Genomic DNA, 14,050 nt, shown 5'->3' with positions numbered 1-14,050 from the left:
TGTGTCATAGCTTGAAGTCAGGACTTGACTCATCATCCCGCCACCGGATCGTCGAAGTGTCCTGTAAGACCACTTTATCCTTCTGTGTGTTCCGCAACCGCCCGCGTCCCACGTGCAAAATCGGTCACGCATATACGTCTTGGGAGACGCGAGGTGTTATCAGCCACTACGCTCACTCATGACAGAGCGTGAGCAACACGGCCTGCGAGCGTGCTGTGCACGGCGCTTTCTGGGTGTTCCGGACGAGCATCCTTCTCCGCAGCGGCCCATCTGGGACCCGTGCCTGCGGCTCTCCCCGGCGCCGCCAATCGGGGCGCCTGGCCATATACCGAGGTAGACATGCGTACGGATTTTGGTGAACTCGTCATCGAGCAGGTCATCGTGCATTCGGTGCCCACCCGGCCAAGGAACGACCCCAGGGACTACACGGTCGAACTCAGTGATGAGGCCAGCTCACTGACGGACAAGGTCCAAAGCGCGCTGGAACGCCGACTGATCAAGATCCTGAACTCTCACGCCTGCTCAGTGACAGAAGATCCCGAACCCAAGTCCCCGCTCCCGGACTGGATAAGGGACTTTATGGCAGACGAGCAAGACCTTCTCGAGGTATCCGGCCATCTGGCCCGCCACCTTCAGGACTGCCAGACCGGTGTCAACTCCCGCGGGCTGCTGGTGGTCGCCTCGGCCCGTCTGGCCCGCCAGCGCGCCCTGCTGCTGGTCAAGTTGGAACAGGAGACCGGTATGCAGGCGCGGCGCATCGGTGAGGAGGGCAAGCGGACCTTCGACGTCCAGTTTTTCGCAGACCTCCTGTTCACAGAGAAAGCCAACGTCTTCAAGCTCGCGCTCTTCACAGCCGATGGAGCCGAGACGGATCTGCTGCAGGGATGGGCCGCTGACCGGCAGCGCTCTAACAGGCGCATGGCCGGCTTCTTCCTGCACAATTACCTCGGATGCACGTTCACGGAGGACCCCGCCGAGATGACCGGCCGCTTCCACGAGGTCGCCCTCAAATGGGTGAACACTCGTCTGAGCGAGCCGACGGACGCTCACACCCGCGTCGAGTACACCATGGCCGTCCTGGCTGAACTCAAGAGCGCTCCCGAGAACCTTAACCCCCGGGACTTCGCCGGACGGCATCTCAAGGGGGACCACCGCTACGAGTTCCTCACGCACCTCGCCGAGAACGGCATCCCCGACAGAACCTTCGCCAAGGACACCACGCTCATCGATGCACGCCTGCAGAAGATGCAGGTCAATTTCGCCAGCGGCGCCTTCCTCGTCGCACCGCTGGACACCGTCGACGAGACGGTGACGTTCGAGGCTCTGGAAGGGGGCGGAACCAAAGCCACCGTGATCGGAGAAGTCACCGCAGCCCGCGGCTTCTCACCTCCGGGAGGCCGACCCAAGAAGACGGCCCCCGCCGCGCAGAGCGCCGAAACCGACCGCCTGGACGACAGCCGTGATACTGACGATCAATGAAGCCTTCCACCGCTACGTCGCCGAAGAACCACGGATCAAGGAAGCAGCACGGCAGACCGCAGACCACCTGCGCCTGAGGACCGTCCGGGCCCGACTCGACTGCCAGGTCACGCACCGCACTAAAGACGTAGGGCGCTACGTAGCCAAGATCCACCGCAAGCGCTATGAGGACCCGTGGAAGGACGTCACCGACAAGGTCGGCGTGCGGATGACAGTCCGCCACCCCGGCCTGTTCGACGACGCCCTGTCTCTGGTCAAGAACACTTTCGGCGTGGACGACAGCGTCGTCCAGGACTACCGCACCATGCTGCCCGGCCATGAGGAACGGTTCGAATACCCCCGGCTGCACGTCCAGGTTCCCGTCGTAGGCGGCTACAAGGACCCCGACGACCAGCCGTACGAGTGCGAGATCCAGATCCGCACCCCCGTCGTCGACGTCTGGGCCAACGACTACCACCGCCTCGCCTACAAACCCCCCGGTAACCTGCAGGTCCCTTCCGATGTCAGTCGTGCGCTGTACCGTGCATTTGCCCTGGTAGAGCTGTATGACGCAGAGATCGGTCGGGTGATGGACGCGCTGGAACAGCACCCTGGCTTCACCCGCGGCAACAAGCTCCTCGCCGAGACAGAACGCATCTACCGCACCTTCGCCCACCACTCCTTCGACAGAGAACTGTCCCACGAGGTCATCGAGACACTCCTGAAGACGGTGTCCGGTGACATCACCGACTACGGCTACCGACTGGTGACGTTCACCGAACGATGGCGGGAGCGCTTGGAGCGTACCTACCGGCAGTTCGGTCCGACCAGCGACCATTTCCTGCAAGACGGCCGCTACATACTGGCCTCACAACCGGAAAGCCTGATCATCTTCGAACGCCTCGACCACGACAGCTTCACCCTGGTAGATCGCTGGAACGAAGGCCCATTCGACGAAACCATGCTCTACGACATGGCAGAAGCTTGGGGGATAGAACTGTGACCCGACCGCCGCAGCCCGAGCCCTCCGCGGTCGTAGCTGCTACCGCCATGTTCGTCGAGGTCCTCGTCGTCGGCATCGGCTTCCTCACCGGTCTGGGCATCCTCGCCACGGCCATCGCTGGCCCCGACAACAGCCATCGGCTGGCTCCCGTGGCGGGCACGCCCCTCGCGGTCGGTGCGGCTCTTGCTTTCGCTTACGCTCTGGGCATCCTGATCGACCGCGTCGCCGACACCGTCCTCGCCCCCGCGCGTCGCAGACTGCGTACCCAGTTCTTCCCCACGTCCGCCGCCTACGCCCAGGCGCGCCTGAAACTCTCCGAGATCCCTGCTCTGGTCGCCCGAGCCGACTACGCGCGTTCCCGCCTGAGGATCTGCCGCGGCTGGGCCCTCAACAGCATCCTGCTTACCCTGGCCACCGACCTCGCACTCGTGCGGTACTCCGTCGAGCACCGCGCCCTACTCCTCGCCACGGCCACTGTGCTCGGAACCCTGGCCACAATCGGCTTCTACGCGTCGTGGCACACCATCACTGCCACCGGCTACCGCAAACTGGCCGTGCAGACCGCGCCTGCCGCCACGCCGACCGTGCCCTCCCAACCCCCGGCACCTGTGCCGCAGACTCCCTGATCGCGCGCCGGAACTCACCACACACCCGGCGAAGGCAGAGAACGCTGTGACGGCGGGGGAGAACTGACAGAATCGGATGACGCTCCCGCCATGGTCGGCCCCGCACGCCCGGAGACCTGCATGCAACCGCCCCCACTCCCGGACCCCGATCATCAGCTGCAGCCGCTGACTGCCCGGGACCTACCCGCACTGGGGCTGGAGCCACCGTCACGCCGCAGACGGCCCAAGCCTCTCCCGCTGCACAAGGACCAGGACGAAGCGCTCCGCAGGATTCTGAAGCATCTCCATCGGACCGGCACCCGCGGCCTGTATGTGGCGGCGACCGGCACCGGCAAAACGCTTGTCGCCAGCCGCGCCGCGCACCAGCTTGCGAACCGAGTGCTGTTCGTCGTCCCTACCCTGGACCTGGCCGCGCAGACCGCCCTCGCCTTGCGCCGCGATGGCCACCACGGGCCCCTCGTCATCGTCTCTTCCATGGACGCGGCCGCGCATGACGTCCTGAGCGCGCAACACATCGCCTCCATCACCGACTACCGCCTCCTGGCCTCCTTGCTTGCCGCTGTCGGTACCGGGTGCGATGCCCTGCCCGGCCTGACGGTGATCTGCACCTACGACTCGCTGAACAAGATCGAACAAACCCAGCGCACGGGGTACGCGGTGCCGCCGTTCGACCTCGCGGTCATGGACGAGGCACACCGGATCGCGGGCCGCGCGGACAAGAAGTGGGCCCTCGTCAATGACGCACAGCGGATCCGGGCGCATCGCCGCCTCTACATGACCGCCACGCCCCGTATCTTCGCCGCTCCCGAGCTAGCGGAGTCCGCCGACCTCACCCGCCCACGCCGCCGGCGCCCGACAAGCGAGGAGCTGGACGCATTCGCCAACTCCATGGACAACGAGGCGGTCTACGGCAAGAAAGTCTTCGAGTACCCGTTGGCGCAGGCGGTCGCCGACGGTCGGGCGGCGGACTACCGCATTGTGGTGCCCACCCTCACCGACACCGACCTGCGCCGCCGCCTGAATTTGCCCGCCCCCGCCTCCGCGACCCCGGGCGAGGACGGGAAGGACGACGGCGTGCTGCGCACCACCGCCCTGCACCTGGCCGTCCTGCGCGCGATGACCGAGCACGGCCTGAAGAAGGTCCTGGTCTACTTCAACCTGGTCTCCGACGCGCGCCGCTTCGCCCGCGAGCTGCCCCACACCTTGCGCCTGCTCCGCCAGAATGATCCCGGCCTCGCTCCCAGCATCGACCCGAAGCTGCTCTTCGCGCACGGCGAGCACACCCCCGCCCAGCGTGCCGACATCTTCACTGAGTTCCGCACCGCCGATTGGGCGATCCTCGCCAACTCCCGCCTGATCGCCGAAGGCGTCGACATCCCCAGCGTGGACGCGATCGTCTTCGCCGATCCCACCCGCAGCGTCGTGCGCTGTGTCCAGGCCCTCGGCCGCGCCCTGCGCCTGGACGTCAGCGGCAAGACCGCCTCACTGATCGTCCCCGTCTACATCCCGCCCGGCGCCGAGGCTGAGAACATCCTGGGCACCGCCTACGAACCGGTCTGGGCGATCGCCTGCGCACTGGCCAGCCACGACCACCGCATCATGGAGCGCCTCCCGGACAAGGCCAACCGCCTGCCCAAGGAGACCAGCGACGTCATCCAACGCCGCTGGCACTTTGACTTCACTGTCCACCCCGAGCGCATCGCCCAGGCGATGGACCTGGCCTCCTTCGACCCCCGCGACCCAGCCGTCTCCCGCTCTCGCCGCCTCGGGCTCGCTGCCGCCCGGTCCTACCGCGACCAGTACGGCCACCTCGACGTCCCCGCCGACTACACCGACCCCACCGGCTACCGGCTGGGCACCTTTATCACCACCATGCGCGACGCCGCCCGAGCCGGCCGCCTCGAAGCCGACTGGACCGCCGAACTCGACGCCCTGGGCATGATCTGGGACAAGCACGACGCCGCCTGGCGCTCCCGCCTAGCCGCGGCCGCCGACTACCTGCGCGCCCACGGACACCTCGCCGCCCCCGCCACCACACCCGTCGGAGCCTGGCTCGCCGAACAACGCCATCTCGCTGGCAAGAACGCCCTCGATGCGGCCCGCGCGGACGCCCTCACCGCCCTAGCCGCCGACTGGCGCCTCCCGCACGGCGCGGACTGGCACCGCAAATACCACCTGCTGCGCGCCCACCTCGCCTCCGGCGCTGACCCGGCCACCCTCACCCGCGACACCCAGCTTGCCGGCGTAAAGATCGGCTCTTGGCTGACCCGTCAGCTCACCACCTGGGCAACCCTTGATCCAGGCCAGCACCAGCTGATGACCGCCCTCGGCCTCACCCTGGAGACCAACCCGCTCACCCCTGCTCGCCGCGCCCGCCGCACCTTCGCCCAGACCGTCCAGCTCCTGGAGCTCTTCCTGCACCGCGAAGGCCGCACCCCCGCCGCCCGCGAGACCATCCGCGTCGACGGTGACACCGTCAAGCTTGGCGCCTGGCTGGCCAAGGCCCGCCACAGGCACCGCTCCGGCCAGCTCCCCGAAGCGGACGCGCGCATGGTCGCAACCCTCTTCGACGGGGACTGGACGATCGAGGACGCCGTCCCGGCCGTCCTGATGTAGACGCTCGCCGTCGGGCATGCGGGTTCGGGGTGGCGCGTCCGGTGTGACGGGTGTCCTTCACCCGCGCACGAGGTGCCCTGAATGCTGAACGAGAGGCCCTGGCTGTGGCCACTCAGGACGGCGTTCTGTCCAGGCCCGTCAGGTCAACCGTGCGAGGAACGCTGCTCCTCCACCTAACGGCGCTGGCTGAAGGGTGAAGACGGCTGCGGTAACCGCAATTATGGACTGATCATCGAGTGTCCTCAGTGTCGGCCTGCACTGCAGCTTTCCCGACGATGCGCTCGAGCGTGCCGGGTAGCGAGGGCAGGACGGCGTCGTAGAGGGTTTCGTGCTCACAGCCGTCCCCGCCGTTGCGGGTGATCTCGGCGGCCAGGGCGCGCAGAGCGAGCGGCCCGCTGACGGACAGCTCCGTCGCGAGCTTCAGATTGTCCGCTCGTTTCTCCGGTTTCTGACGGTACTTGGTTCCGCTGCGGTAGAGGTCGACATCCATGCCCACGGGAGTGATGCAGCGGCCGGTGCGTTCGGTGAGATTGGCGATGATCCGGATGCCATGGGCGTCCAGGTCCTGCCAGGCGGCGACCGGCAGGGGAGCCATGGCTTTGAGGAAGGCGACCAGACCGTGCGTGGCGTAGCCGGCTCCCCACACGCACAACCACCGGTCTGCGATGTTCGGAAGCTTGCAGACCTGCTCGAAGGCGTCCTTGTTTTCGATCAGGAGCACGCCGATGGCGTTGCTCTCGATCAGACCGAGGCTGAGCAGACCGTGGGCGGGCAGCCCCAGCCATGGCCTGCATGCGGCAGCGTCAGCGATGACGGTGCCGACGCACCAGCGCAGTGGCCCGCGCATGCGCAGTTCGGTCTCGCTTCCTTCCAGGGCCTGGTCGAAGGGCATACCGACCAGGTTCGAGAAGGCCTGCCGACGCTGCAGGGTCCACGGGTTCTTCGTATCACGCAACGCCTTGCCCGCCAGTGCCTTCGCGGTCAGCGGCTGCGGACTCGACCGTGCACGCCACCACACGACGGCCGTTCTGACCGCCACCTCGTACACCCGCCAGTCCTCGGTGCCGGCAGCACTGCTGGAGGGAACCTTGAGCGTGCAGCCTGGCGGCGTGGCGGTCAAAAGAGCCTGCTCCGCGGACAGCTCGGGAACGTGGGACATCATCTGCACGAGTTCGGCATGCAGTTGCACCGGGTCGGGGTGGCCCCGCAGCTCCGCGAGCTTGTCCTCGCGCAGGGCGGCCCAGGACTGCGTCAGCCGCCAGCTGTCCGGGACGAAACCCGTGGTCTGGACGACCTTGCAACGCAGGATGACCGCGCCGCAGCGGATCAACGACAGTGCTGTGCGCCAGGCGGCGTCGCCCTTTCCGAACTCGGCCTCGATCGTGGACCACCGTTTGTACGTGCCGGTGGTCAGGACCCTGATCAGATCGCGGGTGGACAACTCGACCGGCGGGTCGAAGGCTTCCACCGGTTCGGCGGCGACCAAGTCGACCCGGTCCGGCTTCACCCGCTTCCTTCGGTCGACGGGCACGCGCGCACGGACATCGCTGCCATCACGACTGGTCCGGGGCACCGTGACAGCGACGACTCCGGCGGGCAGGGCACGCAGCCAGACCTCGCGGCGGCCGTGAGCTTCGCCGATCAGTAGTGGAGGCCGGCCGGGAGGCCGAGGCGCGTCAGGCATGGGACCGTCCCGCGGTGATCCAGTCGGCGGTCAGTTCCACACGCTGGCCGTCGGGGTCATATCCCCAGGCGCGGGTGGGCTGGTTGTACGCGTCGGACGAGGAAGCATGGGTGAACCACAGCAACTCGTCACAGACATCGGCTGCGTCCACGAGAACGCTGTCCTGGCAGGTTCCCAGAATCGTCAGATGCCGTTGGCGGGCCACATCCCGCAGCGAGGCGAGCATGTCCTTGCGGTTGACCTCCCCCAGGCTGTTGCCGAGCTCGTCGAGGATCAGCACCCGCCCGCGCGTGTCGGTGTCGGAGAGCAGGGCGGCCAGAACCAGTTGAATGGCATACACCTTGACCTGCGCACCGTTGGCATTCGTCCGGTATGGCACGTGTTCACCACGGGCGGAGCGTTTCCAGCAGGGCGTGACGTGCCAGCGCCAGGGCCGCGCCCCCTCCGGCCGCTCTCGGGCAATCTGCAGCTTCGCGCCGTCTCCGCCGCGCTGGCGGTCCAGTTCGTTGAAGGCCCGGCTAATCTCCTCCAATAGCCCGTCGAGGTGCCGCTCGATCATGTCCTGCAGCGTGTGCAGCGTCCGGGCCGTGTTGGCCGCGCCTTCAACCAGATCCGCCTGGATCTGCTGCCGCTCGGCACGGTCGGCTTCGATGCGAGCTGCCGTGACCAGGTCCCTTTCGGCATACCCGGACAGCCGGATCCGTAGGGGCAAGGTCATGTCGTCATAGAAGACGCCTGGCACGGCGGACTCCTCCTCGTCGGCGAACTCGCCCCGCAGCCTTGCGGCGCGGTGCAGGTCCTCGTCGACAGCGGATGGGACGTCGCCCGGCAGACCGTAGTGCTCGTAGGCGATACGCACCTGCTGCTCCACCTGGCGTCGCAATGGCCCCAGCCTGGGGGAGGGGGAGGTGACATCGGGAAGCTCCAGGACAGCGGCCGCCTCCTCGACGCCGGCACCCCACAGCTGCAGTCGACGAGAAAAGGCGATCTGGTCCCGGGCGTGCTCGAGTGCCTGGTACTCCGTGCGCCGTTCGGTGTGTGCCCTGCGGTCCGCCTCCAGGTTCCTCCTGGCTACTGTTTTCGCCTGATCATGCGTGGCCAGCGCTGTGTGGGCGCGTTCCCACGCCTTCTGCAGCGTGTCTTCCTTGGCCGAGGCATCCACGACGGCCCTGTGGGCGGCTTCCACGGCAAGGGCCAGAGCGCTGTCCTGCTCCTTCAGCTCATCGAGTCGTTGCGCGGCCTTGGCGGCCTCGTACTCGATCAGGGCGCCCTCGTACTTCGCCTCGGCAGTCCTCGCACCAGCCTTCGCGGTGCTGGCCTCACACCTGTGCTGCTCCAGAGCAGAGCGGGCCTGGGCCAGCCGTGCAGCCCGCCCGGCCACCGGGGCGTCGAAGCCGCCGACGACTGTGAGGGACAGCCCGGTATCGCGGGCTGCCTCCGGGGCTCCGAGTACCTGCATGCGCTCGGCGAGCGTGCCCAGAAAGCCACCAAGTGCCAGCCGGGTGCGCACTCCCTTGGGAAGGGGAGGGCAGGCATCTACAGGGTCGGCCTCGACGATCAGCGCGCCCGGCAAGTAGCCCAGCAGCGTACGGGCCCGCTCAGCCTGGCCGTGAGGAACGACTACGGCGTCCCGCCAGGGCCACAGCCGGCCCTCCCACACAGGGCGGGCCTCCTCTTCCAGCTGTAGCTGGTCCATCAGCCCCACCGCACCGATTTGGCCGTCGAGGACCTCGATGGCGTGCCCCGCCGATCCACTGCGGCCCTGTTCGGCGGCTTCCACCACCTGCTCGGCCACCTCGACCGCCTTACATGCGGCCCGGACCTTCTGCCGAGCGTCGGCCAGTTCGTCCAGGGCCGCCTCCACCGCAGTGTGCGCCGCCTTCACCTCCGTCCCGCGCCAGAGCGCGGCCTCAGGCCGCAGACGAGCCATCTCCTGGCGCGCCAGTTTCCGCGTGGTCTCGGCCTCGGCGTGCGTGCTGCGGGCATCGTCGGTGATCTGGCGGGCGTCGGACCTTGCCTGGCGGGCCTCGGCAGCGGCAGCGGCGACCTCGGTGTCTGCCTGCAGCTTGTCCATTTCTTGCCGGGACTTCTCGACCCGCTGCTGCGCCAGCCGCACCTGCTCCTGCTTATCCTTCAGCTCGGCCGTCAGCGCATGTTCCTTCTGAAAGGCCTGCAGACAGGACGCGGCCAGGAAACGCTGCCACGCACGCTGTCCCTCCTCGAGCGCGGCGCGCGCCTGGGCGCGGGCCCGCACGCCCTGCATCGTCGCCTCGGCCTCCGCCTCGTCCTTCTCGTGCTGCGTCTGCACCTGTTGCAGCGTCAGAGTCTGTTCCAAGGCCTTGCTGCGGCGTGCGCTCTCCTGCTCCAGCAGATGGGACATACCGGACAGCGCGATCAGGGCCTCCCCGATATCGTGCGGCTTCATCGAGGTGAGTTGCTGACTGAGCAGCGACGGGACCGCGGGGCGCAGCGGGGTGTCGAGGTAGGTCAGGCAACGGGGCGCATTGCCGTAGAGCACCTCGGCCATGCGGCGAGCCGATAACGCACGACTCGGGCCGAGTTCCTGCCACAGTGCGTCTGCCCGCTGGACGCGCTCGGCGTCGGTGAGGGCATCGGCTACATGGATGCCGTCGACCCAGTTGGCCTGCACGTAGGGAGCGGAGGCCGCGATCCGCACCCACACCGTCAGCGCTCCTGCCGCAGGGGCACTGGGGTCGTCAGCGAAGACCCCGACCACATAGCCGTGGGAGGCAGCCGGCATCTGCTGCGCACGGTCGACTCCGGCGGCATCGGGCTTGAACAGGATGCCGCTGGCGTGGCTGCCGTGGCTGGACTCGAACCGCCACTGAGGGTCTGCCAGAAGCAGCGAGACGGCGATGAGAAAGGACGTCTTGCCAGAGCCGTTGGAGTCCTCACGAGGACCCACGCCGGACACGGCGACGAAGGTGTCGGGAATCACCGGCACCGCGTGCGTGGTCAGGCGGGCGATGTCGAAGGTCTGCACGGCGACGAGGTGTCTGGCGCCGACGATGCCGCGGTGCTCGGCCAGCGCCGCAAGCGTCTCCTCGCCCAGCCCCTCGTCCTCCCACTCCGCGTTCACCGCGCCTCCAGCTCTTCCCGGCCCTGTGTGCAGCTCGTGGTCTGCGCACGGCGCCGCCTGATCGACTCAGCCAACGCACCCGTCGGCTCGGCCAGCAGCACGAGCTGCTCGAACAACGCCGTCTGCACGGCGGGAGTCAGCCGCAGAAACTGCGGGCCGAGCACCACTCCCGATCCCGCGGAACGGCGCACCAGATCAGCCCCCATCAGACGGCTGAGCGCCGCATCCACGACACCGTCCGCCACCGAGGACTGCTTCAGATGCTCTCTGCTCACCGGTATGCCCTGGGTCCACAAAGTCTGCGGCAGGACACGGCCCTCCGACCGTGGGACCGCGACACTGAGCAGCATCACCAGGGTGAGCACGGCCCGGTCCTCCCGGGGGAGGACACCGATGCCCTCGACCGCCAGCCGCTGCCGCACCGTGTCCTCATAGCCCGACAAATAGCCGTCAGCCACCGCCAGCAGGGCACGCCCCGACGCGGCCAAGACCTCCTCCACCACCATCCGCAGTGCAGTCTCCGCCAAGGCCCGGAAACGGCCCGCCGGTACCGGCAGCCGGGCGGTCTCCACCGCGCACACCGCTGCCCGCACGTCCGCCCTGCGGTGCTCCGACAGCGCCTGCAGCAGTACTGCTTCCACGTCCTACTCGCTCTCCACCCCAGGCAGACACGTATAGCCGCGCCGCAGTTCGTCGATGTCACGCTCGGCCCACGCGGCCACCAGCGGCCCCAGACGCACCATCCCGTTGCCCCTATCCGCGGACAAATAGCCGAATGCACGCAGCATCCGCAGCGCATACCGGTACGGCGCCGCCTGCCTGGCCGGCCCGACATCTTCCGGCATCAAGCCGTCCGCAGGAGCCGCAGCCGCGAGCACGTCCTCCTCTGTGACCGCCTCTCCCGGATAGAGACGCTGCTGCGGATCCGGCCAACACAGGCGCAGTGCCGCTCCCAGGACCAGCAACTGCGTGGGGGTCGCCGCCCGGTGCGTCTCGGCATCCCAGGTGATCCCGCTGACCGGTTCCACATCGAGGGCCCAGCGGACGATGACACCGCGCCCGCCGTCCGGCAGCCGGACCGGTACCAAGCGCCGCTCGACCATCTCGGCAGCGTCCTCGAGCAGGGCCCGGTCGCCAACTCCGGCCAGGCTGGCGAACACCCGAGAGGCACGCGCCCGCGCCAGCAGATAAGCAGCCTCGTTCACGCCGGGTCCTCCTGCGCCCAGGACGCCTCGCCCCCGGCCTGCGACACGTCGTCGGGGACGCGATACAGCACCAGGGGAGAGGCGTAGCTGACGGGGCCGTCCGAGCTCACGAGGACGCTGTGGCCGACATCCACGAAGAAGGGGACGGCGGGGTCCGCCGACGCCTGCAGCAGGTCGACCACAGCGATGATCGCGGACCGCCACGGCCACGCGCGCAGCACGTCCGTCGGGTCGGCCTCCTGCCGGCCTTGGAGGTGCTGCTCGGCCGCCGCCGCCCGTCGCCTGCGCATCTGCTGCACCCTGCGGCGGGCCATCTCCACCGGGTCGGGGCCGGGAGGCAGAGCCGCAGGACGCTCCGGACGCCTGCGGGGCGGCGGGGGCCGCCGCTCCTGCGCCGCGATCAGCACTTGGGCGGTCGTGATCTCCGCGCCAGCCGGATCGAAGACCACGCCGGCGAACACGTCCGCCAGCGCGTCCACCGAAGCGCTCCGGGCGGCCGAGACATACTGCTCGGGCAGCAGCATGCTGAAGTCCCGCCGCGCACGAGCCTGTTGAAGCAGCCGGTCAAAGAACTCCTCCACCGCAGCCGAATAGCGCAGAGCTTCGTCGATCAACCGGGTACTGGACGCCCGCAGTGCGGGGAAGCGGCTGCTGACCGCATCGACGAGCAGGTGCGCATGGTCGAGGAGCGGAGCCCCGGACCGATGGTGGTGGCGCTCCTTCTCGAGCTCCTCGATGGTCTTGGAGTGCACAAGTTCCAGCAGGTGGCCTGTGTGGATCGCCAGACTACGCCGCGCCCGCAGCAGTCTGGCCGCGAGCTGCTGCTCGCTCAATAGCCCCTTCTGGAGGTCGTCCCGAGCCCGATCCAGCAGCGTCATAATCTCCTCGACGCCGCCGGCCTCCGTCAGTCGTTCGAAAACCAGCAGAGCCGCGGCGCTGGTCGGGTTGAAGACATAACGCCCTTCATACGCCTTTCCGCGACGCTGCCTGAGCAGACCTAACCCCGTGAAGACCTTGAACCGACTGTTGAACACTTCCTCCGGCACCAACGGCACGCATGCCGCCGCGATCTCCGACCGGGTCAGGCCCCTGTCAGAAGCCAGATCGCCGAAGGCGTCATGAATCGCCTCGGCAAGCCGCAGCGACAGGGGATCCTCTGTCACCGCAGCCACGTCGGCGGCCACGGGAGCCATGAACGGCCGTACGTGCTCCATCGACACGCCACCGTCGGGTGCCACCACATCGGCGAACAGATCACCCTGCTCGCCCCCGCTCATTCTTGTAGGCAAGACACCCCCCTGAGCATGACCCCACCCAGCCCTCGCTCCAGGAAGATAGAACCTATCCGCTGACAGGATTCACCGCTGCCGCATTCCCAACTTCCCTCGCTTCAGTGAGGGACGGCACAAATAGCACAACTCCGCCGCCCTGAGCGGCAAGCCGGGCCGGCACACATTGACGGCGCCGGCGGACGCCCGCCGCCGAGCCACGCCTACAGAGGACGTCGTCCCGTACGGCTCTGCCACGCACTGCGAGCGTCTTCGAGTGTGACAGGCACCTCCACATGCCGACTCTCAGGCTGTTGAGCCGAGACCCAACCAGCACGGGGAACAGCGCACCGTTGGAATGACGCGCCCCGCCAGCTAGTGCCTCGTCCGACCGCGGCGCGGTGCCCACGACGAGATCATCGAAGTAGCTCGAGATGTCCGCCGGGACCCGAACCGGCGCACCGCCAAGTCACCTGTCAAGGAGGCCCATTGACCCAAGACCAGGAAACCTGCCTCTGCCCCACCCCCTGGCCCCGCCTGATCACCGTCATCGAGCAGCACGAGTACACCGCCACCCCCGCCCCCACGCACAGTCCCGCCTCCGCGCTCTACCTCGCCCACTGCGCCGTATGCGGGACCGCCCTACACGCGCCTCTGGAGACGGGTGCGTGCCCCGACCCATACCCCTCGGGGCAGCGGCACGTTCCAGTCCGGGCCGCCGGCATCAGCGAGAGACCACGCGGAGAGCCTTCAGAGAAGGTATGAGCGCGAGATCCGGATTCACCAAAAGTTCTCGACTAAGGAAGCACCGCCCGTGCCCCTGTTGCTGCCAGCCATTGGGCCGCGAAGCGGGCCAGGACTCGAAGGCGAAGCCGGAGAGGCCCAGGGCAGGGAAGCGCAGCGCCCCTGCCCCGTGTTGTTGGAGCGAAGCGGAGACAACACAACTCGGCGAAGCCGAGCCCCCGGTCCGCAACGCGGACCGGCCTCACTTTCCCAACTCACAACGCGAAGCGTTGTGTTGTTCAACACCCCCGCGAAGCGGGGGTGTTCGCTGGGAAGCTGCGCAGCAGCTTCTTACCCGCTCCGCGGG

9 protein-coding genes are annotated in these 14,050 nt (G+C 67.9%); 4 read left to right on the top strand and 5 right to left on the bottom strand.

The annotated features are described in order from the left end of the window. Nucleotides 1–339 precede the first annotated feature (339 nt). The 4 genes from PUR26_RS01335 to PUR26_RS01320 all read left to right on the top strand — a co-directional run bounded on the left by PUR26_RS01335 (nt 340) and on the right by PUR26_RS01320 (nt 5,703). Entirely contained in the window at nt 340–1,479 is a 1,140-nt protein-coding gene (locus PUR26_RS01335) for a nucleoid-associated protein (protein ID WP_329868357.1), read from the top strand. Continuing rightward, on the top strand, nt 1,460–2,461 hold the full coding sequence (locus PUR26_RS01330) for a RelA/SpoT domain-containing protein (protein WP_329868356.1): 1,002 nt from the start codon (nt 1,460–1,462) through the stop codon (nt 2,459–2,461). The genes PUR26_RS01335 and PUR26_RS01330 overlap by 20 nt, the downstream gene beginning before the upstream one ends. Next, nucleotides 2,458–3,087 carry a hypothetical protein gene (locus PUR26_RS01325; RefSeq protein WP_329868354.1) on the top strand — a complete coding sequence of 210 codons (630 nt, stop codon included), beginning with the start codon at nt 2,458–2,460 and terminating at the stop codon, nt 3,085–3,087. The genes PUR26_RS01330 and PUR26_RS01325 overlap by 4 nt, the downstream gene beginning before the upstream one ends. A gap of 156 nt (nt 3,088–3,243) precedes the next feature. Continuing rightward, nucleotides 3,244–5,703: a Helicase associated domain protein gene (locus PUR26_RS01320; protein WP_443076928.1), complete on the top strand. Its 2,460-nt coding sequence runs from the start codon at nt 3,244–3,246 to the stop codon at nt 5,701–5,703. Between the two features lie 229 nt (nt 5,704–5,932). Here PUR26_RS01320 and PUR26_RS01315 read toward each other — a convergent pair whose 3' ends face one another. The 5 genes from PUR26_RS01315 to PUR26_RS01295 all read right to left on the bottom strand — a co-directional run bounded on the left by PUR26_RS01315 (nt 5,933) and on the right by PUR26_RS01295 (nt 12,969). Then, entirely contained in the window at nt 5,933–7,210 is a 1,278-nt protein-coding gene (locus tag PUR26_RS01315) for a Wadjet anti-phage system protein JetD domain-containing protein (RefSeq protein ID WP_329868353.1), read from the bottom strand. A gap of 169 nt (nt 7,211–7,379) precedes the next feature. Continuing rightward, on the bottom strand, nt 7,380–10,487 hold the full coding sequence (locus tag PUR26_RS01310) for a hypothetical protein (RefSeq protein ID WP_329868351.1): 3,108 nt from the start codon (nt 10,485–10,487) through the stop codon (nt 7,380–7,382). Further along, complete coding sequence (locus PUR26_RS01305) at nt 10,484–11,128, bottom strand: hypothetical protein (RefSeq protein ID WP_329868350.1); 645 nt, start codon at nt 11,126–11,128, stop codon at nt 10,484–10,486. The genes PUR26_RS01310 and PUR26_RS01305 overlap by 4 nt, the downstream gene beginning before the upstream one ends. Nucleotides 11,129–11,131: 3 nt before the next feature. Continuing rightward, nucleotides 11,132–11,692 carry a hypothetical protein gene (locus tag PUR26_RS01300; protein ID WP_329868347.1) on the bottom strand — a complete coding sequence of 187 codons (561 nt, stop codon included), beginning with the start codon at nt 11,690–11,692 and terminating at the stop codon, nt 11,132–11,134. Continuing rightward, nucleotides 11,689–12,969: a hypothetical protein gene (locus PUR26_RS01295; RefSeq protein ID WP_329868345.1), complete on the bottom strand. Its 1,281-nt coding sequence runs from the start codon at nt 12,967–12,969 to the stop codon at nt 11,689–11,691. Before PUR26_RS01295 ends, PUR26_RS01300 begins: the two co-directional genes overlap by 4 nt. Between the last annotated feature and the right edge of the window lie 1,081 nt (nt 12,970–14,050).

It is taken from the genome of Streptomyces sp. SP18CS02 (genome assembly GCF_036322365.1).
GTDB lineage: Bacteria > Actinomycetota > Actinomycetes > Streptomycetales > Streptomycetaceae > Streptomyces.
This window is presented reverse-complemented; position numbering and strand designations above follow the sequence as displayed.

Coding starts and splice junctions, on each gene's coding strand:
- PUR26_RS01335 (WP_329868357.1), top strand. CDS start 340: ATGCGTACGGATTTTGGTGAACTCGTCATCGAGCAGGTCATCGTGCAT.
- PUR26_RS01295 (WP_329868345.1), bottom strand. CDS start 12,969: ATGAGCGGGGGCGAGCAGGGTGATCTGTTCGCCGATGTGGTGGCACCC.